The following is an 18,283-nucleotide window of genomic DNA, read 5'->3' on the forward strand; positions in this document are numbered from 1 at the left end:
TTTTTGGCATGGAGGCCGGCATTCCGGACTGCAGAGATTGCTACCGATAGAAGGTCGGCTCGCTGATGCCGTAACTGTGGCAAACATCCGCCACCGTCACGCCGGCTTGGTGTTCCTTCGGGTGCCCGCTATCTGGTCGTTACCATATTTCGCTTGCCCATCACCCCTTCAATCCTCACGAAATGCTCTGTTGAAGCTGTCGAGCAGTGGTCTGACGGCATAGAAGGCCACGCTGCTTTCGCCCGTTTCGATCGATGTCGGGTCGGGCAGGGGCCAGCTAGCTCGTCAGCCTGCTTCATTGGCCGACCGGTTCCGTCACCGCTTTAATGACGTCAGACGCCATCTTGAATTCCTTGTCGCGGCTGGTGATGCCATGGCGTCGCGCGATCCAGGCAAAATCCGTGTATGCGACGCGAACCGCCCCATCCTTCGTTTCGTAGACGAGAACGCGGACCGGCCAATCGAGGCCGGCTGTGGGATTGGCGGTGATGAATGTCGTTCCGAGTGCCGGATTGCCGAACAGAACCAGCCGTGAAGGGAGGACCTTGTTGCCGGCAGCCGTGCCGAGAGCCGCTTGATCAATATCATCGAACAGCATGATGCCCTTCTCAGCGACATTGGCCTTGATCTTACTAACAGTCTCGTCAACCGAGTAACGGCTTTTCAGAACAACGACGCCGTCGCGGGCACCTGCCTGGGCGATTGAGACGGGCGTTGCCACGATCGCGGCAGCCGATGAAAGCATGGCGGCGAAGAACAGGTTGATCATTCTTTGCATGGCATTCTCTCCTTTGGTTGGGTAAATCTTCGGCGTAGTTGTCAGGTCGGGGCGGAACAGCGTTCCGGCCGCTTCGATAGGCTGGACTTATGGTGGCGCGCTTAGCGAACTTCCGAGGAGCATTGCTGCGCCGAGTGCGGTGATCAGGACGAACACGCAGGCGTTCCAGCCGAGATGGTCATAGACCTGTCCGAGAGCCAGACTGCCGATCATGCCGCCGGTATAGTAGGATGCCAGATAGATGCCGCTGGCACCGGCCTTGTCGCTCGTCGCACGCCCGCCGATGATGCCGGTGGCAATTGCTTGCGCCAGGAACGTGCCGATTGCCACCAGCGTCAATCCCGCGAGGATGATCGGCAAATTTCTGCTGAGAAGCGCCACGAGCCCGAGGACGGCCATTGCCAGGGTCAACACCATTGCCGCTTTCGACCCGACATAGCTTGCAAGCTTCCCGGCAAACGGCGTGGTCACGATCGAAGGGAGAAAGACGAGGTAGACAAGGCCGAGCGCCATCGGCGCCACGCCCAGCGCGACAATCTGGAAGTTCACATAGGTATAGGTTCCGATGAACACGAACAGGATCAGGAAACCGATCACGAAGACGCGTCGCAGGTCCGGATCGGCAAGGTGAACGCTCCAGATGCGACTGGCAACACTGCCTCGATTGTTCGTGCGCATCATGTTCGCGGTCTTTTTGAGCGTAAACCAGACCAACGCGGCGCCGAGGAGATTAAGTCCTGCGAATATCAGAAAATTCAGCGAAAGGCCGCCGACGCCGGCGATAGCGGCAGACAGCATACGGCCAAAGAGATTGCTCGCGACATTGCCTGTGACATAGGCTGCCAGGGCTCCGACGGTCTTTCCGGCGGAAAAATGTTCAGACAGGTAGGCTGCCGTGAGCGTAAAGGCGGTCGACATGCACAGTCCCTGAAGCACCCGTAACGCCGCGAAGACAATAATGTTGTCGGCAAATGCCAGCAGCGTCGTCGGGATGGACAGAAGGGCGAGGCTGATCCAGATGCCGTTGCGCCGGTCGACACCCCCGCCAAAAAAAGCCACGAGCAGACCGGCGACTGCCATGCCGAACGTGCTGGCATTGACGGCAAAACCCATCGTGGCACGGCTCACCTGGAATCTCTCGACCAGCGAAGGCAACACCGCCTGTGCCGCGAAGAGGTCGACAAGGGTCAGGAAAGCAATGAGCGCGATCAGCCCAAATCGCCAACTATCGGTACGAAGTTTCTTGTCCGCATGAGTGGATGCGAGCGGCTGTTCGAAATTGGTCATTGCTAGGTCCCCCGAAATGCGGCGATTTCGGCAATGGCCGAAAACGCCGGAGCGTTGCTCAAAGGCTGGGTCAACGGACGAGGCAGCAATCACATCGCCGCGTTGTCGTCGTGCATCTCGGGGCTCAAAATGTCGGAGGAATAAAGCACGGCCGGAACCTTGCCGTTGTTCTTCCACCAATGGGAGAGGTGGCCGAACTCGGCGGTGACCTCGCCCCTCTTGTGCAGGATCGGCACCTTGCAGGTGCTGCGGTATTCGGTGATTGACCCGGAGGCAATCAGGATATTGGCCGGGCGCATGTCATGCGAATGCCAGGGAACAACGCCGCCCGGCTGCACGACCAGCTTTCGCATGCGCAGCATGCTGCCCTTCCAGGCATCGCCCTTGGAAGAAAGATCGATTGTTTTGAGGACACTGTCAGTGACGCCCTTCGGCATTGTGGGACCAGGTTTCATGCCATCTTGGGCAACCTGATCGGCCGGGCAGTCGCCGGCAAAGGCAAATGAGGCGGGCAGGCCGGCGGCGAACATCAGTGCGTTAAAGGCAAGCATAGCCAAAGAGACTTGGCGGGTTTTGATTGAAGGCATCATCGGTGCTTCTCCTTGTTGGGGCTCGGCAAGATCGGTGTCGAGCATGTGAGGAGAGTGGCGGACTGCCGATCGAAAGAGAAATGCCAGATGCTTTTGAAATCGATAGCCGTGGGCTATTGTCGATTGCCGGACAAGCACAGAAGGCCCGGCAAATCGCCAGGCCATGTTCAATTGAGGCGGTAAGCTACATTCATCAATGCGGTCGGCTCGGCGGGGACGCCCAGCCATACGATTTCACAGCGCCGACAAAAACGGAAACCGCCGGCGAAAAGCGGCGACCCGCGACAGTCACAAGACAGACTTCCCGGCTGACCTCCGGCTCCGCGACCGGTCGAACCTGAAGTCCGGGAATGACGGCGCTGTATTCAGGAATGAAGCAGATGCCCAAGCCGCCGGCGACAAGATTCTGGATCCAGTCTTCGCGTTCGCTGGAATAGGAAACGAGCGTCTTGACACCCTGCGCATCGCAAAGATCCGAGAGGTAATCCCAATATTCGCAGTTGACGCGACGCAGGTACACTTCTCCGTCGATCGCAGAAATGGGAATGGCGTCGTATTGGCTGAGCCTGTGGCCGGCAGGGAAGGCGAGCATGAACCTCTCGCGGAAGAGCGAAGTCACGTCGAAGCGCTCGGGAAAGTTCGTCGCCGTTGACATCAGTGCCACATCGATTTCGCCTGTCTCCAACAGTTCAGATAGTTTCGTCGGCACGCCTTCGATCAGTTGTAGTTGAATACCCTTGTGGCGCATGTTGAAGTCGGTCAGGAGACCGGTGAACCGGCGTGGACCGATCGTGCACATGATGCCAACCTTGAGATGAGCTTCGTTGAGACAGAGAAATCGCGATGCCTCCGAACGCACGCCCATGAGCTCGTCCTGAATCTGCTGGAACCGTGGCCGGAGCAGATTGCCGAGATCGGTTATATGAGTGAGATTGCGCTCTCGGCGGAACAACAAGCCACCGACCTCGTCTTCAAGCTGCTGTACGGCGCGGCTGAGCGCCGGCTGAGTAACATTGCACCTTTCGGCCGCACGCGTGAAATTGCGTGTTTCGCAGACTGCCAGAAAATAACGTATATGATGAATATCCATCGCCGCCCCCAGGGATGAACGCGATTTTATCTATGCTGCAATTCTCTACAGCGGCGGCATTCTCATCCAATGCCATGGATTTATCAATTCCATACCCGACCGGCATTTCTAAAGTGAGCGCCGATACTCCACTGTGACTGCATGACGCCAGAAAATGTCCTTGATCGCAGTGGAGAGCGCATATGCTGAACGCCTTTGATCCTGAAATCGATACTCTCATCGGCCGCAAGCCCCTGGAAGGGCGCAGCGCCATCGTCACCGGCTCCACCAGCGGGATCGGTCTTGGCATTGCGCATGCACTTGCTCGCTCAGGTGCGGCCGTGATGTTGAACGGGTTCGGCGACCCCGCCGAAATCGAGACACTGCGTGCCGACATCGCAGGCGACAACGACGTCGACGTCGCTTACGACGCCGCTGACATGACCAAGCCGGAGGCCATCCGAATGATGGTTGAGAGGGCTGTCGCGCGGTTCGGCCAGGTCGACATCGTCGTCAACAATGCCGGCATCCAGCACGTTTCGCCGATCGGAAAGTTTCCGTCGGAAAAGTGGGACGCTATCCTCGCCATCAATCTTTCCGCCGCTTTTCATCTGGTGCAGTCGACATTCGATGGCATGTGCGCCAGAGGCTACGGGCGGATCATCAATGTCGCCTCGGCTCATGGGTTGGTCGCATCGCCGTTCAAATCGGCCTATGTGGCGGCCAAGCATGGCATCGTCGGCTTCACAAAGACGATCGCGCTCGAAGGTGCGGAATTCGGCGTCACATCTAATGCGATCTGCCCCGGCTATGTCTGGACGCCGCTCGTCGAACACCAGATCGAAGATCAGGCGAAGTCGCATAAGATCGCGCGAGATGCGGTGATCCGCGAGGTGTTCCTGAAGGATCAACCGACCAAGCGATTTGCCACTGTCGAAGAAATGGGTGCGCTCGCCGTATTTCTCTGCGGCGATCTGGCCGGATCGATCACCGGGACCGCTATTCCGGTCGACGGCGGCTGGACCGCACACTGACCAATCATTTCAAACGAGAGGGAAGGCGATCGTGAACACACATGTTGGAAGTGAGCCCAGAATGCAGCCCGAATTTTCTGTTGCCGGGCGTGATCCACGGATGATCAACCTCGCGCTGCAGGGCGGCGGCGCGCACGGGGCTTTCACCTGGGGCGTGCTCGATCGGCTGCTGGATGAGCCCACCCTTTCATTTGAAGGCATCGTGGCGACGAGTGCCGGCGCGATGAATGCCGCCGTCATGGCTTACGGCCTCGCCGCGGGGGGGCGAAGCGGAGCACAGAGCGCTCTTGCCAATTTTTGGCGTCGCGTCAGCCATGCTGCCGCATCGGGCCCTTTGCAGCCGACATTGCTCGACCGCCTTGCCGGTTCCAGATCGCTGGAGTTCTCCCCGGCATTTATCATGTTCGACCTCGTCACGCGGCTGATGTCGCCCTATCAGTTCAATCCGTTCAACTTCAATCCGCTGCGCCAGGTGCTGGAGCAATCGATCGATCTGGACGCGATCCGAATGGCGCGCTGCCCGGTAAAACTCAGCATTTGTGCCACCAATGTGCGGACCGGCAAGGTGAAGGTCTTCGGGAATGACGAGCTCTCGATCGATGCGGTTATGGCGTCCGCCTGCCTGCCTTTCCTGTTCCAGGCGGTGGAAATCGAGGGCGAAGCCTACTGGGACGGTGGCTATATGGGAAATCCCGCGATATTCCCGCTGATCTATGGCTGCGATACGCCCGACGTCCTCGTGGTCCATATCAACCCGATCGAAAGAGCCGACCTGCCGCGGACCGCGGGAGAAATTCTCAACCGCATCAACGAGATCAGCTTCAACTCGTCGCTGCTGAGGGAGATGCGGGCCGTGGCCTTCGTCACGCAGCTTATCGATGCTCAGGGGACGACGCCGCCCAATCTCAAGCGTATTTTTGTGCACGGTATCTCCGACGACGACACGATGAAGAATCTAAGCGTGTCGAGCAAGCTGAACGCAGACTGGGGAGCGCTTGTGGACTTGAGGGATCGCGGTCGTGAATGCGCCGATCTCTGGCTGGTCGCCAACTACCACGACATCGGCAAACGATCGACGGTGGACATCCGCGAACGCTATCTTTGATCCTCGACAATTCTCACTCCCGGCAGTTGCCAGATACTGCCCCTTGAGCCCTCGTCTTTTCCAACGGGGGCTCTTTTTGGATGGGATCGACTGCCGAAGCATAGAGACGGCGTATCGAAACCATGCGGAGACAGCATTTCAGACGGAAGCAGACTTCTGGGAAAGTGAGTTAGTCAAGCCGATGGCGGTTTGACCCCACCAACCAGGAGACTTCTCATGAATGCTTCACGTTTTCTTATCAGCTCGGCTATTGCCGCAGCCGCCTCCATGAGCGCCGCCAGCGCCTTTGCCGGCCCGGCTGCCAAGCCGGATTTCTCATTCGAAAAATGCTTTGGCGTCGTCAAGGCCGGCCTCAACGACTGCCAGACCGCCAGCCATTCCTGCGCCGGCACGGCGACGGCCGACAATGCCAAGGATTCCTGGATTTACATCCCGGCCGGCACCTGCAGCAAAATTACCGGCGGCAGCACCGAACCGAAGGCCTGACCTCTCTCAAGCTCTCAACTGCACATTCGAAAGGAGCAACCGATGTCCAAGATATTTCCGAGCAATCCGGTGCCGAACGCCGCGGGCATCGGTCTTCGCTCCCAGCATATCGGCGAAATGCTGTCCCGCCGCCCGTCGGCGGGGTGGCTCGAAGTCCATGCGGAAAATTATATGGGCGGCTCGGCGGCCGTCGATGCGCTTGAGCGGCTGCGGGAAAGCTATCCCCTGTCGATCCACGGTGTCGGTCTGTCGCTCGGCAGCAGCTTCGGTCTTGATCGCGATCACTTGGAACGTATGCGCAAGCTCTGCCTGCGTTTCCAGCCAAGCCTGGTTTCCGAACACCTTGCCTGGAGCGTTGCCGATGGCGCCTATCTGAATGACCTTCTGCCGCTGCGCTATGATGCGCAGGCACTGGCCGTCGTCGCCACCAATGTCTTGCGGCTTCAGGATGCGCTTCAGCGGCGCGTCTTTATCGAAAACCTCTCGGCCTATATCGCCTTCGAGGATTCAACCATGACCGAGGCGGAATTTCTCGCTGAACTCGTCCGGCTCACCGGTTGCGGTCTGCTCCTCGACGTCAACAACGTTTATGTATCGGCATGCAATCTCGGCTTCGACGCCAAAGCCTTCATTGATCAGCTCCCGGCGCATGCCGTCGGCGAAATTCACCTCGCCGGCCATGCGGTCAATGAGGTCGAGGGCGATATCGTCCTGATCGACGACCATGGCTCGCGCGTTCCGCCGGCGGTCTGGTCACTCTATGCCTATGCGATCCGGAAAATCGGACATCGCCCCACGCTCATCGAATGGGATACCGATGTCCCCGCCCTGGACGTGCTGCTCGGCGAAGCCATGTGGGCCGACCTGCTCGCCCAATCGATCGCCTTCGAAGATCGGATGCAGGCCGCACGGCCCGCGCCGCAGACGGGCCGGTTCGAAGGCATGGTCCTGCCGTTGCAGCCCGCCAGCACGAAAGGACCAATGCCGGCACTTGCTGCACTTGCGACAATCAAGCCATCCGTATTTGCCAATCATCCAAGGCCGAGGAGGAGTGGCCATGCTTTCTAATTGCGCCCTTCAGTCACGGATTGCCCAGGCCATTCTGCACGACGATCGTTGTGACGTTGCTCCGGTGTTGGCCAAAGCCGCCTTCGATCCGCTGCGCCGGTTCAACATCTACCGCAACAACACTTTCGCCTCGCTGACGGCGACTTTGATCGCGGTTTTCCCGGTCACGGTGCAGCTGTTGGGCGAGAACTACTTTCGTTACGTTGCCGGCATCTTCATACGCAACAATCCGCCAAAGGAGGCGCGGCTCGTCCGCTATGGTGGCAATTTCCCTCGCTTTCTGGCCGGGTTCGAAGACATTCGTTCGATGCCCTTCATCGCCGAAACTGCCCGGCTGGAATGGATGATCGCGGAGGCGCTTGACGCGCCGGCATTGCCGGGCTGCATCTTGGAGCAGCTTGCAGACGGCGAAGCCGACACAGTGCCACAACTCTTTCTTCAGCCGTCGCTGCGTCTGCTCGTCTGTCGCTGGCCGGCACTGGAGATCTGGTCGGCGCATCAGCCCGACGGACAGATCGGGACCCTGACGGCATTATGCCGCCGACCTGAGCGCATCGCTTTATGGCGAACCAACGAGAGCGTGCGTTTTCTGCGCCTTGAAGCTCGGGATTTCGCATTCCTGCATGCACTGAGGAAGCGTGCGAGTCTGGAGGCGGCCGTTGACCGTATCCTTCCGCGAACGCCCGATTTCGATCTTTCGGCTGCCTTGAGCGGCTTGTTCGCGGAAGGTCTCGTAGCCCGCATTCATCACATCCAGCTCGCAACCAATTGAAGGATGGAAATCATGACCATGATGAACCCTGTCGCAGCGGCCCGCAAAGGCGGGATTGCCGGGCTCTATGTCTTGGCATTGAAGCGTTTGAACATGCTACCGCTCTCGCTTGCCCAACTCGCCTCCCGCCTGGCCGTCGCACATGTTTTCTGGCAGTCGTCGCAGAGCAAGCTTGCCTCCTGGCCGACAACGGTGCAGTTGTTCACGCTTGAATACAGGCTGCCAGTGATCGATCCCGGCGTGGCCGCTGGGCTCGCGACGACGGCCGAGCTGAGCGGCTCCATTTTGATGTTTCTCGGCCTGTTCTCCCGACTTGCCACCCTTATGTTGCTTGGCGTGATTTCGACGATCCAGTTCCTCGTCTATCCGCAGAACTGGCCCGATCATTTGCTCTGGACCGCGCCGCTGTTGTTGATCCTGACCCGCGGTGCCGGGGTTGTTTCGCTCGACTATCTCGCCTTGCGTTTCTTCTTGAGGGAGCGCTGAGCGATGCAGGTCGCGGATGGTTCGTCAGCGTCGGATCCGAACGCGATTCGGGCCCCGGTTCGGCGCAAAAAGGTGCTCATTCTCGGGGCTGGGTTCGGCGGTCTGGCGGCGGCCATGGGTCTCCGGCATGCCGACGTGGATGTGACGGTCATTGACCGGCGCAACTACCATCTTTTTCAGCCTCTGCTCTATCAGGTGGCGACGGCAGGACTTTCTCCTGCGCAGATTGCCATGCCGATCCGTCGCATCCTCTCTCGGCAAGCCAATGTCACGGTTCTGATGGAGCGTGTCGAGGGGATCGACAAGGACGCGCGGCTCGTTTTGACCGCCAACCGTTGCATTGCCTACGACTATCTCGTCATCGCGACCGGCGCCAGGCACGCATACTTCGGCAATGATGAATGGGCGCGGACCGCACCCGGATTGAAGACGATCGCCGATGCGACGGAAATCCGCGCCCGTATCCTGTCGGCCTTCGAACGCGCCGAGGCTGCCGAGGAGCGGGGCGACCGCGAGCGCTTTCTAACATTCGTCGTCGTCGGCGGCGGCCCCACCGGGGTTGAGCTGGCAGGCGCCATTGCCGAACTGGCGAAAAAGGTCATCGTTCGCGATTTTCGACGCATCGACTCGTCCTCCGCCCGCGTTGTCCTGGTCGAAGCCGGTGGTGTCGTCCTGCCCGCCATGCCGCCGAAACTGTCTGAGAAAGCCCGGCGGCACCTGGAGATGCTTGGCGTCGAGGTACTTCTTAAGGCGGCGGTGACGCGTTGTGATGTTCAAGGTGTTACACTTGCCGACGGGCGGGAAATTCATTCATCCTGTGTGCTGTGGGCTGCCGGCGTCATGGCTTCCAAAGCAGCCAAATGGCTAGGCGTGCCTGCCGATCGCGCCGGCCGCGTCCATGTCGACCGAAATCTTAACCCGCCGGGCAACAATGAGATCTTCGTGATTGGCGACACCGCGGCGGTGACGGGTGAAAATGGCGGGGCAGTTCCGGGCGTCGCGCCAGCCGCCAAGCAGATGGGCGAGCACGCAGCACGCGCCATCCTCGCCGAACTTGAGGGTCAGCCCGCCGGGCCGTTCCGCTATCGTGAATTTGGCCGTCTGGCGACAATCGGGCGCAAGGCGGCGGTTGCCGACTTCGGCCGAATCCGGCTGTCGGGCCTTGGTGCTTGGTTGGTGTGGAATATTGCGCATCTTTGGTTTCTTGTCGGTTTCCGCAATCGCGCCGCGGTGTTCATGGATTGGGCTCTGGCTTACGTTCGCTATGATCGCAGCGCCCGGCTGATTACCGATCGCCATGAACGCTAGGGCTTTCCCACGGGTTAAAATGGGACGCGCAGTCACGGCGTTACTGTTGCTTGCAGTGTTGTCCACGGCGGCGCTTGTCCACCTGGTCTGGTATCGCGCGGCGACCCAGAATGTCGAAACGGTTGTCGCCAGCCTCGACGCCCAAAGCACCGCCGCCGTCCGCAATGCGCTGACCTCAAATCTGGCGCTGGTTTCCAGCAGCGCCGAGATCATCAGGTCAGTTTTTTCTCAGGGCGCCGTCCGGCCAGACGACGAAGTCAAGCGTGAGTTCCTGTTTCTGTCGCTGCTGCGCGAGCAGCCGGCGATCGCCTGGATCGGGTTCGGCTTCCCGGATGGCCGTTTTTTCGGCTCACACGCAATGCCGGACGGCGAGATAGAAATGGTGGAGATTGGCGCAGCGGCGCCGGGAAAGCCGCGCCCGTTGCGCCGTGATCTCTATAAGCCAATACCCGGTGATATTTTCTTCGAGAACCGCCTGAAGTCCGAAAGCGTCTACGTCTCGGAGGGTTCGCCGTGGTATCGGCGCGGCAGCATGAGCACGGAAGCGGCCTGGACTGTCGTCAGCGTTTTGCCCAATGGCTTCGAGCCGGCGATTGTTGTTTCCAAAAGGGTTGAAGTCTTCAAACATTTCGAAGGCGTGGTGATGGTGGCGGTCAGCCTGAATCGGCTGTCGGCCACGCTTTCCGCACTCAAGGTTCCGAAGGGCAGCAAGGCCTTCGTCCTCACCAGAGACGATATGGTATTGGCGACATCAGAATCATCCGACGGTGTCGTGGCGGCTCATCTGAAGGATTTCCCTCCATCCGACGCTTTGGCCGCGGCGGTCGCCACCGCGGCGACCCGCGACGGGATCGACAGCTCTAGGACGCTGGTCGACAGCAAAAGCCTCGGTCCGGTCTTTGTGTCGTCGGGCAAGTTGCCGTTCGAAGATTGGCGACTGGTCACCGCGATACCGCGGTCGACCTTTGCCGGCGACATCGATGCCAATACCGAGCGCGTGATCTTCATCATTGGTGCCATCGCATTGCTCGCAGCAGTGACTGCGATCCTGTTTGCCAGAACGCTCTTCACTCGACCATTGTCCCGTCTTGCCGGGCAACTGCACCTGATCGAGAGGTTCGAACTCGAGGCCATTGAGCACCGGCCAGCGCTGCTCGCAGAACTCGACGACTTCTCGTTCGCGCTGAAACGAATGTCCAGTGGCCTTTCCGCCTTTGCACGCTTTATGCCGATCGAGGTCGTCCGTCCGCTGGTCGATGGCGGCATCGAGCCTCGTCCAGGCGGTGAGCTGAGGGAAATAACAGTCCTGTTTGCCGATTTACCTGGCTTCACGGAACTGACCGAAGAGCTCGGCAGCGGCGTCGAGCCGAGCCTGACCCGCTTTCTAACCTCATCGATCGCCGCCATTCATGCTGAGGGCGGTACGGTCGACAAATTCATCGGCGACGCGGTGATGGCAATCTGGAATGCGCCAAATGACGAACCCGATCATGCACTGCGTGCGTGTCGCGCTGCGGCGGCAATCCGTGACGCCATGCACGCCATGCCTCCTATCGCGCCGAAGCACGATGCCATTCGCGTGCGTATCGGCATCAATAGTGGTGTGGCGCTCGTCGGAAATATTGGCTCAGCGGAAAGGCTGAGCTACACGGCGATCGGCGACGTCGTCAATCTCGCAAGCCGGCTCGTCGGCGCCGCGAAGGAGAAGGGCGTGGAGATCGCGCTGAGCGACGAAACGTTCCGGAGGACGCGAGGCGATCTCCATGCCAGATTATTGGGAGCAGTAAACATCCGAGGAAAGACTGCACCGGTTTGCGTGCATACGATTGATCCAAGCATGAAGCGGGAGCAGGTAGCGCGACATGGCGATTGATGGCCTCCTCCTCACAACGCTCGTGTGGCTGCAGATCAAGCATTTCGTGGCCGATTACGTGCTGCAGCCTGCCTGGATGATCGGTGGCAAAGGGGATTTCAGGAGACCGGGAGGATATGTCCACGCAGGCATTCACGCCGCCGCCACCCTGCCAATCCTCTGGTTATCAATGCCACACCTGACGTGGAGTATCGCTGTTGCAGCCGGCGAGTTTCTGGTTCATTTCCTAATTGATCATCTCAAAGCCGTTCACGGCCGCCGTCATCCTTGCGCAGTGAATGCGCGTTCATTCTGGATGCTGCATGGAGGCGATCAGCTCGCTCATCATCTGACCTATTCGATGATTTTGACCGTGGTAGCTTGGCAAAATTATCTCAACGTTTGAGCAGGCGACTGAGGCGGACGACCGCGAGGTCAAGCGGTCGGCTTGGGTTTACAGGTCTGGACCATAATCCACCACCTCTTAAGCTGGCGCAAAATCTACGCAGGGGGAGGATGGGGGATGAGGCAGAAGCGTTCTTAAAGGTGGCCGCGGTGGTTATCTGCATGCTGGGTGCAGACCTTGCCTTTCTCCGTCCTTGCTTAGGAGACCGAGCCTTCCGCTCCATGGGTCGGGTTCTCATGCCGGTGCGGTCGTCGAGTAGGGCAGCCAACCGACCCTCTGTTCAGAGGTTAGTGCCGCCCTTTCGTTGACTTCGCCAGCATCTCGCTCAGCGTCGCCGCCGAGAGCAGTGATTCGGCCAAAAGCTTCTTGAGCTTCTGGTTCTCTTCCTCCAGGGCTCTCACCCTTTTGGCATGGGGTCCGGCATTTCCGGACTGTAGGGATTGCCACCGATAGAAGGTCGGCTCGCTGATGCCGTACCTGTGGCAAACATCCGCCACCGTTACGCCGGCCTGGTGTTCCTTCAGGATGCCCGTGATCTGGTCGTCGTCATATTTTCGCTTGCCCATCACTGCTTCAATCCTCACGAAATGCCCTGTTGAAGCTGTCGAGCAGTGGTCTGACGGCATAGAAGGCCACGCTGCTTTCGCCGGTTTCGATCAGCGTCTGCACGGGCATGCCGGCGACCAGTTCGACATCACTCATTTTCGTTAGCCGCTCGTCCGTTACGCGGATGGTCGCAGCAAAGTAGGGTTGGCCGCTCTGCGTGTCGATGAGACGGTCCGCCGATACATATTCGACCCGACCTTTCAGGAGTGGAACGCGCCGCTGATTGTAGGGCAGGAGATGAACCTGTGCCTCCAGCCCCGCGCGGACGAGATTGATGTCATCAGGTCTGACGTGGACAGACACGACCAGCCGATCGGAGCGAGGCAGGAGGTCGACGAGCGGTTCGCCCGCGCCGATCACCCCACCTGCTGTGTGGACGCGCAGGTTCATGATTGTGCCATCCTCGGGAGCCCGGATATCGGTCCTCGAAAGCTGGTCGTCGATGGCGCGCAGGCGCTCGCGCAGCTGCATGATCCGGCTTTCCGTATCGCGCATGCCTTGGGCGATTTCGCTCAGCCGGTCGCTCTCGAGTTTTGCGAGATCGGCCTGTGCTCCGCTGATCACCTGGTAGGCGCGAGAGATCTGCGCCGCGACTTCACCCTGCTGGCCATCAAGATCTAACTTTTCCCGCTGCAGGTTGAGAAGTCTGCTCTTCTTTTCCAGCCCCTTGGCGCTGAGAGCGGTAACCTGATCCAGTTCCTGGCTCGAAATTGCGGCGCGGCCGGCCAGCGCCGCCTTCTGCGCGTCAAGTCCGACGATTTCCTGCCGCACCTGCGCAATTTTTTCATTGGTGATCTGAATTTCCGCCTGCACGACCCGGCGACGGGCTTCGAAGATTTTCTGCTGCCCGGTCAGAATCGCTCTGACGGAAGGATATCTGTCCACGGCGGCTCTCAGATCCTCGGGATAGGTGACATGGTCGCCGCCCGCCTGCTCCGCAAGCAGGCGGGCGCGGTTTCCTTCGGCATCCCAAAGCTGCCCTTGAACGCTGTCGCGCTCCGCACGGGACTTCGTGTCGTCGAGTTCGATGACGATCTGCCCGGCCATGACACTATCGCCGTTTTTGACGAGGATGCGCCGCACGATGCCGCCTTCCAGATGCTGAATGGTTTTGCGGCTGGACTCCGGTTCGATAACGCCCGATGCGACTGCCGCACTTTTCAGCGGCGCCAGAACCGACCACATTCCCAGTCCGACGACGAAGACCAGGATCAACAGGTTCCCCATCCAGACAACGCCCCTGAGCCCCGGCATCGGCGAAGCGGGGGCGGGGCCGCGCAGTTTCTGTTTGATCACCGGCGCATAGACCGTCTCTTGCCCGGCTGCTGCTGATCGTCGAGCCAAGCGCTGTCCCGTCCTTGGTGAATTCGAAAGTCTCGCCGGCGGTGCGTCCAGTGAAACCAGGGTCATGGCGGCGTCCCCTCATGTTCCTGTTCGAGACGGCGGTTGAAGATAGGTTTCATAGATCCGTTCGCTGTCGCCGAAGGCCGCCACCGTGCCGTTACGCATGATGGCGATCTTGTTGGTGACGGGCAGGATCCCCATCCGGTGGGTGATGATAACGACGGTCATCCGCCGGGCTTTCATGCGCTCGATGGCCGCAAACAGCATCCGTTCGCCGTCATAATCGAGGCTCGAGTTCGGATCGTCGAGAATGATCAGCGACGGATTTCCATAGGCCGCCCGAGCCAGTCCCAGCTGTTGGCGCTGGGCTCTGAGGAGCAGGCTGCCATTTTCACCGATATCGGTTTCGTAGCCTTGCGGCAGCCGCATGATTGCGTCGTGCAATCCTACCAGCTTCGCGGCGTCGATCGCTTTGCCGGGATCTTCCCCGTCCAGCCGGCCGATCACATCCTTGATGGCGCCGCCGAAGAGTTCGATGTCCTGCGGCAGGTATCCGACGTGGCGCGTCCCGCCGCAGAGGCGCAGAGCCGAGATATCGACCCCGCCGAGAAGGGCACATCCGCTCGTTGCTGGCACCACGCCTGCCATGACGCGACCAAGGGTCGATTTTCCCGATCCCGACGGGCCGATAAGCGCTATGCAATCGCCCGGTGCGAGGCGCAATGTGATGCCGGTCAATATTGGCCGATCGGCGTATGGCTTGATATAGCTGACATTATCAAGAACAAGGCCATTGGGTTCCGGGAACGGCACGATGCGGCCGTCATGGTCCGGTGCGACTGTTATCAGCATCCTGTTCAAGCGATTGAAGGCATTCCGCGCAAAGGTAAAAGAGCGCCATGCACCGATTGCGCCCTCGATCGGTGCAAGCCCGCGCCCGAGCAGCAAGCTCGCAACGAAGATGATTCCGGGACTGCCGTCGTTGACGAGCACCAGCCAGGTCGCCGATCCCATCATCAGGATCTGCGCGAGCGTGCGGATCGATTTGGAGAAGCCAAGGATGATCTCCGTGCGATGCATGGCGATGTCCTGCGCCCTTCTTGCCATTTCCGCATCGCGATAGACGATCATCGCTGCGCCATCCTGCATGCCCATTGCCCGGATCACCTCGATGTTTTTGAGGGCGGTGGCAAATCGGAAATAGCTTCTCGAAAGCCCGAGATTGGCGTGGGCAAGCGGCTCCCGCGTCGCCAGTTCCGTCAGAAACGCAAACAGCAGAAGTGCAACCGCGCTCAAAAGACCGATGGTCCCAAGCAGCGGATGAACGAGAAAGAGCAGGAGCAGGAAGACCGGCGCCCAGGGAAGGTCGAAAAACAGCGAGCCGGCCGGTGAATCGAGAAACTGGCGCAATGCGGCCAGGTCCCTGTAGCACTCCGTGGCGGTGCCCGCATCGACGCGAGCGGCATATTCGAATGATGCGGTGAGCACCAGCGGCCGCAGCCTGTGATCCACCCAGCTGCCGACGCGCGAAAGCGCCGCCCTGCGCACGATATCCAGCATGGACCCGACCAACACGGCGATGGCGATGATCAGCGTCAGCATCAAAAGCGTGTCGGCGCTGCGGCTCGACAGGACCCTGTCATAGATCTGCAGAAGATAGATGGAGGGCGCCAGCAGAAAGAGATTGTAGCCGCAGCTGTAGAGGAAGACCAAGCCGAAGGCTCCGGCACAGGCTCGAAGCGCAACAACGAGCTGTGTCTGCGGGCGCGCTGTTTTTGTCGAGGTCGTTGTCATTATCAGATCTCGCTGCATTTGATACTGACAAGAGGAAGGCTGCGGATTCGGTTCAGTCACGCCTGAGGGGCGCCGGCCGAAACCGGCGGCCCTCGGGACCTTAGTTCATGAGCCGAGATGGCTGAGGTCGATATCGCCAAAGGCGTTTATGAAGTGATCGAGAGAATTGTGCACCGTCGTCGTTTCGGGATCGGTGTGAACCAGAGCCGACGATATATCGCCGCCACGAGCCATGTTTCCGTTGCCGCCGTTGCCGCCGACGCCCGCGAGGATGGTGGCATGCTGATCGGCCATCAGCTGCGTGTGTTGTGTCGCGGTCGTCGCTGCCGCCACTGAAGCCGTGTTACCGCCGCTCTCGTTTCCTTGATCGCCGTTGGAGTGAGTGTCTCCCCCCGCGCCACCGGCGCCGCTGTTCGAGATCTTCGCCAGGAAGCCGTTCTGGGCCTGGGTAAAGCCACCAGGTCCGCCATTGCCGGCGTCCCAATCTGCCTTCTGCCAGACGTGATCGCCATTGTGCAGATCGGTCGTTGCCCCGGAAACCGTTTGCACGGGCTCTACATATGCAACCGGGTTGTAGTTGATGTTTCCATCGTTGTGGCCATAACCGCCGTTGCCAGCATTCGCGTCACCGGCATCCGGATTGTTGAGATGAATCGTGTCGGATATTTGTGGAATAGGCATTGATATCACTCCTTCTACTTCGTTTCGTCCGAGTTCCTTTACGGCGGTCCCCTACGGCGTTGGTATTCAGTTCGTCGCCCCAGCCAATACAGCCGCGTGCCGAATATTGCCACGATTTAAACTGCAAACTATCTAGATATTCGGCGATGTACTTTCGGGCGTATACTTCGTGATGACGGTGCGTTGTTTTGGGATGAGTCCGTCGTGATCCGGCGCGGATGGCCTGGTCACAAACAACGGCGCCTTGCGAGCGGCTTTATTTCGAAAGAAAACCGCTTGTACCAAGGGCGGGCTTGGTGCTCTCGAACGCGGACAACAGCACGCGGCGGCCATGACGCCCAAATGGCTACAGGACTAGCCGACCAGGCGTAGACGAATTGCAGGCTCTGCTTTTCTTCCGTTCAGAGGCACAATGCCTGAACAATCGAGCTGCATACACCGGACGCGCGGCGGTCGCGGTTGGTCGCGGAACGGAGATGGTGATGACGGAATTTCGCCCCTTGTCGGAAGACTTGCCCAAAGCGGGCGCCGATCAAAACCTCGCCTTCAACGTGGCTGCGGGGCATCTGGCATTGGTGCCGACCTGGCTTCCATTGGATGTCGCTTCCGGTCCGAGCTCCAATTCAGCCGGCAGCGGCGGTGCCGGAATAAGTGAAGGTGTGATCAGCAGCAATGCGCTGGCGGTCTTCATGCCGTCCAACGCCGCTATTGCGGGGCCTCATTCGGGTGCCGAGGCGGTTCAGGGCAACGACGCCTTCATCAATCAGCATCCCACCGAAATGGCGGGGATAGGCGGGAATGGCGGAAGCGGCAATGTTGCCATCGGCGGCGGTGACGCCAATCATGCCGGTAGCGGGGGCACCGGCCTTTTCTATGGCGGACTCGTCAGCACCGAAGTCGCGCTGTTTGCCCCCGTGAATACCGCCGTGGCTGCCGGCCCCGGCGCAATGGCTCACGCCGAGCAATCGAACAACGCACTGTTCCTGCAGGGCGCGACCCAGATCGGCGGCATGGGCGGCTCGGGCGGAGATCAAAATGTCGCGGGCCACGGCCCCTTGATGAGCCCGGGAACGTCGCTCACTTTCACCGGCGACAATTATGCCGGCCACGGCGGCGATGGATATTTCGTCGGCAGCATGGTCGATGTGAGTATCGCCATCTTCTCGCCGATCAACATCGCCATCGGCGCCGCGGGCGGCTCGGCGCAGGCCCATCAGACAAACAATGTGATTTTCGATCAGGGCACCGTGCAGATCGCCGGCATCGGCGGCAATGGCGGTGGCTTCAATCTGTCGTCGGACACGATTTTTACCGGCAACCATGCCGGCGGTGGCGGCGGGGTCGGATCGTCGACCGGCAGCATGGTCGACGTCAACTTCGGCTATTTCCATCCCATGAACATCGCCGTTCCCGCCGGCGGGACGGCGGATGCCCAACAGATCGATCATGTCCTCTATGATCAGCATGCGCTTCAACTGGCCGGCATCGGGGGCCACGGTGGAGAGGGTAACCTCACGGACGCCCATTCGGCTCTCGTCGACGACATTCTGAGCTTCATGCACAGCTAATCTATCGGTAAGCTTCCGACTACATTACCGAGGCTCAACCGCACGAAAC

General features: G+C 59.8%; 18 protein-coding genes. 10 read left to right on the top strand and 8 right to left on the bottom strand.

Annotation, left to right across the window (positions count from 1 at the left end):
- Positions 1–295 precede the first annotated feature (295 nt).
- The 4 genes from GGI60_RS07340 to GGI60_RS07355 form a co-directional block, all read right to left on the bottom strand.
- Complete coding sequence (locus tag GGI60_RS07340) at positions 296–778, bottom strand: DUF302 domain-containing protein (RefSeq protein WP_183914431.1); 483 nt, start codon at positions 776–778, stop codon at positions 296–298.
- 87 nt (positions 779–865) lie between these two features.
- Positions 866–2,065, bottom strand: coding sequence for an MFS transporter (locus GGI60_RS07345; RefSeq protein WP_183914683.1), 1,200 nt, complete (start codon positions 2,063–2,065; stop codon positions 866–868).
- A gap of 89 nt (positions 2,066–2,154) precedes the next feature.
- A complete protein-coding gene (locus GGI60_RS07350) occupies positions 2,155–2,616 on the bottom strand; it encodes a cupin (protein WP_246720342.1) in 462 nt (153 codons plus the stop codon).
- Between the two features lie 232 nt (positions 2,617–2,848).
- Entirely contained in the window at positions 2,849–3,745 is an 897-nt protein-coding gene (locus GGI60_RS07355; RefSeq protein WP_183914433.1) for a LysR family transcriptional regulator, read from the bottom strand.
- 182 nt (positions 3,746–3,927) lie between these two features.
- Here GGI60_RS07355 and GGI60_RS07360 point away from each other — a divergent pair, with 182 nt between their 5' ends.
- The 9 genes from GGI60_RS07360 to GGI60_RS07400 all read left to right on the top strand — a co-directional run bounded on the left by GGI60_RS07360 (position 3,928) and on the right by GGI60_RS07400 (position 12,241).
- Positions 3,928–4,758 carry a 3-hydroxybutyrate dehydrogenase gene (locus GGI60_RS07360; RefSeq protein WP_183914435.1) on the top strand — a complete coding sequence of 277 codons (831 nt, stop codon included), beginning with the start codon at positions 3,928–3,930 and terminating at the stop codon, positions 4,756–4,758.
- Positions 4,759–4,819: 61 nt separating this feature from the next.
- Positions 4,820–5,863 carry a patatin-like phospholipase family protein gene (locus tag GGI60_RS07365; protein ID WP_183914436.1) on the top strand — a complete coding sequence of 348 codons (1,044 nt, stop codon included), beginning with the start codon at positions 4,820–4,822 and terminating at the stop codon, positions 5,861–5,863.
- A gap of 216 nt (positions 5,864–6,079) precedes the next feature.
- Positions 6,080–6,349: a DUF2282 domain-containing protein gene (locus GGI60_RS07370; RefSeq protein WP_097591476.1), complete on the top strand. Its 270-nt coding sequence runs from the start codon at positions 6,080–6,082 to the stop codon at positions 6,347–6,349.
- A gap of 42 nt (positions 6,350–6,391) precedes the next feature.
- Positions 6,392–7,417 carry a DUF692 domain-containing protein gene (locus GGI60_RS07375; protein ID WP_183914439.1) on the top strand — a complete coding sequence of 342 codons (1,026 nt, stop codon included), beginning with the start codon at positions 6,392–6,394 and terminating at the stop codon, positions 7,415–7,417.
- On the top strand, positions 7,374–8,189 hold the full coding sequence (locus GGI60_RS07380; RefSeq protein WP_246720331.1) for a putative DNA-binding domain-containing protein: 816 nt from the start codon (positions 7,374–7,376) through the stop codon (positions 8,187–8,189). The genes GGI60_RS07375 and GGI60_RS07380 overlap by 44 nt, the downstream gene beginning before the upstream one ends.
- A 12-nt stretch (positions 8,190–8,201) precedes the next feature.
- Positions 8,202–8,675, top strand: coding sequence for a DoxX family protein (locus GGI60_RS07385; protein WP_183914441.1), 474 nt, complete (start codon positions 8,202–8,204; stop codon positions 8,673–8,675).
- 3 nt (positions 8,676–8,678) lie between these two features.
- Positions 8,679–9,983, top strand: coding sequence for an NAD(P)/FAD-dependent oxidoreductase (locus tag GGI60_RS07390; protein WP_183914443.1), 1,305 nt, complete (start codon positions 8,679–8,681; stop codon positions 9,981–9,983).
- Positions 9,973–11,856 (top strand): adenylate/guanylate cyclase domain-containing protein, encoded by a 1,884-nt coding sequence (locus GGI60_RS07395; RefSeq protein WP_183914445.1) that lies wholly within the window; start codon positions 9,973–9,975, stop codon positions 11,854–11,856. The genes GGI60_RS07390 and GGI60_RS07395 overlap by 11 nt, the downstream gene beginning before the upstream one ends.
- Complete coding sequence (locus GGI60_RS07400) at positions 11,846–12,241, top strand: DUF3307 domain-containing protein (RefSeq protein ID WP_183914446.1); 396 nt, start codon at positions 11,846–11,848, stop codon at positions 12,239–12,241. Before GGI60_RS07395 ends, GGI60_RS07400 begins: the two co-directional genes overlap by 11 nt.
- Before the next feature lie 287 nt (positions 12,242–12,528).
- Here the strand turns inward: GGI60_RS07400 and GGI60_RS07405 are convergent, their stop codons facing one another.
- The 4 genes from GGI60_RS07405 to GGI60_RS07420 all read right to left on the bottom strand — a co-directional run bounded on the left by GGI60_RS07405 (position 12,529) and on the right by GGI60_RS07420 (position 16,666).
- Positions 12,529–12,807, bottom strand: coding sequence for a transposase (locus GGI60_RS07405; RefSeq protein WP_183914447.1), 279 nt, complete (start codon positions 12,805–12,807; stop codon positions 12,529–12,531).
- A gap of 7 nt (positions 12,808–12,814) precedes the next feature.
- Positions 12,815–14,257 carry an HlyD family type I secretion periplasmic adaptor subunit gene (locus GGI60_RS07410; protein WP_183914448.1) on the bottom strand — a complete coding sequence of 481 codons (1,443 nt, stop codon included), beginning with the start codon at positions 14,255–14,257 and terminating at the stop codon, positions 12,815–12,817.
- A 12-nt stretch (positions 14,258–14,269) separates the two neighbouring features.
- Entirely contained in the window at positions 14,270–15,985 is a 1,716-nt protein-coding gene (locus GGI60_RS07415; RefSeq protein ID WP_183914449.1) for a type I secretion system permease/ATPase, read from the bottom strand.
- Between the two features lie 105 nt (positions 15,986–16,090).
- Positions 16,091–16,666, bottom strand: coding sequence for a PE-PGRS family protein (locus tag GGI60_RS07420; RefSeq protein WP_183914450.1), 576 nt, complete (start codon positions 16,664–16,666; stop codon positions 16,091–16,093).
- Positions 16,667–17,148: 482 nt separating this feature from the next.
- Here GGI60_RS07420 and GGI60_RS07425 point away from each other — a divergent pair, with 482 nt between their 5' ends.
- Positions 17,149–18,234, top strand: a complete 1,086-nt coding sequence (locus tag GGI60_RS07425; RefSeq protein ID WP_183914451.1) for a hypothetical protein — start codon at positions 17,149–17,151, stop codon at positions 18,232–18,234.
- The last annotated feature ends 49 nt before the right edge of the window (positions 18,235–18,283 follow it).

The organism is Rhizobium lentis, assembly GCF_014200175.1.
GTDB lineage: Bacteria > Pseudomonadota > Alphaproteobacteria > Rhizobiales > Rhizobiaceae > Rhizobium > Rhizobium mulingense.

Excerpts from the sequence above, each read along its gene's own strand:
- GGI60_RS07340 (WP_183914431.1), bottom strand. The coding sequence starts at position 778 with ATGCAAAGAATGATCAACCTGTTCTTCGCCGCCATGCTTTCATCGGCT.
- GGI60_RS07345 (WP_183914683.1), bottom strand. The coding sequence starts at position 2,065 with ATGACCAATTTCGAACAGCCGCTCGCATCCACTCATGCGGACAAGAAA.
- GGI60_RS07350 (WP_246720342.1), bottom strand. The coding sequence starts at position 2,616 with ATGCTTGCCTTTAACGCACTGATGTTCGCCGCCGGCCTGCCCGCCTCA.
- GGI60_RS07355 (WP_183914433.1), bottom strand. The coding sequence starts at position 3,745 with ATGGATATTCATCATATACGTTATTTTCTGGCAGTCTGCGAAACACGC.
- GGI60_RS07360 (WP_183914435.1), top strand. The coding sequence starts at position 3,928 with ATGCTGAACGCCTTTGATCCTGAAATCGATACTCTCATCGGCCGCAAG.
- GGI60_RS07365 (WP_183914436.1), top strand. The coding sequence starts at position 4,820 with ATGCAGCCCGAATTTTCTGTTGCCGGGCGTGATCCACGGATGATCAAC.
- GGI60_RS07370 (WP_097591476.1), top strand. The coding sequence starts at position 6,080 with ATGAATGCTTCACGTTTTCTTATCAGCTCGGCTATTGCCGCAGCCGCC.
- GGI60_RS07375 (WP_183914439.1), top strand. The coding sequence starts at position 6,392 with ATGTCCAAGATATTTCCGAGCAATCCGGTGCCGAACGCCGCGGGCATC.
- GGI60_RS07385 (WP_183914441.1), top strand. The coding sequence starts at position 8,202 with ATGACCATGATGAACCCTGTCGCAGCGGCCCGCAAAGGCGGGATTGCC.
- GGI60_RS07390 (WP_183914443.1), top strand. The coding sequence starts at position 8,679 with ATGCAGGTCGCGGATGGTTCGTCAGCGTCGGATCCGAACGCGATTCGG.
- GGI60_RS07395 (WP_183914445.1), top strand. The coding sequence starts at position 9,973 with ATGAACGCTAGGGCTTTCCCACGGGTTAAAATGGGACGCGCAGTCACG.
- GGI60_RS07400 (WP_183914446.1), top strand. The coding sequence starts at position 11,846 with ATGGCGATTGATGGCCTCCTCCTCACAACGCTCGTGTGGCTGCAGATC.
- GGI60_RS07405 (WP_183914447.1), bottom strand. The coding sequence starts at position 12,807 with ATGGGCAAGCGAAAATATGACGACGACCAGATCACGGGCATCCTGAAG.
- GGI60_RS07410 (WP_183914448.1), bottom strand. The coding sequence starts at position 14,257 with ATGACCCTGGTTTCACTGGACGCACCGCCGGCGAGACTTTCGAATTCA.
- GGI60_RS07415 (WP_183914449.1), bottom strand. The coding sequence starts at position 15,985 with ATGACAACGACCTCGACAAAAACAGCGCGCCCGCAGACACAGCTCGTT.
- GGI60_RS07420 (WP_183914450.1), bottom strand. The coding sequence starts at position 16,666 with ATGCCTATTCCACAAATATCCGACACGATTCATCTCAACAATCCGGAT.
- GGI60_RS07425 (WP_183914451.1), top strand. The coding sequence starts at position 17,149 with ATGACGGAATTTCGCCCCTTGTCGGAAGACTTGCCCAAAGCGGGCGCC.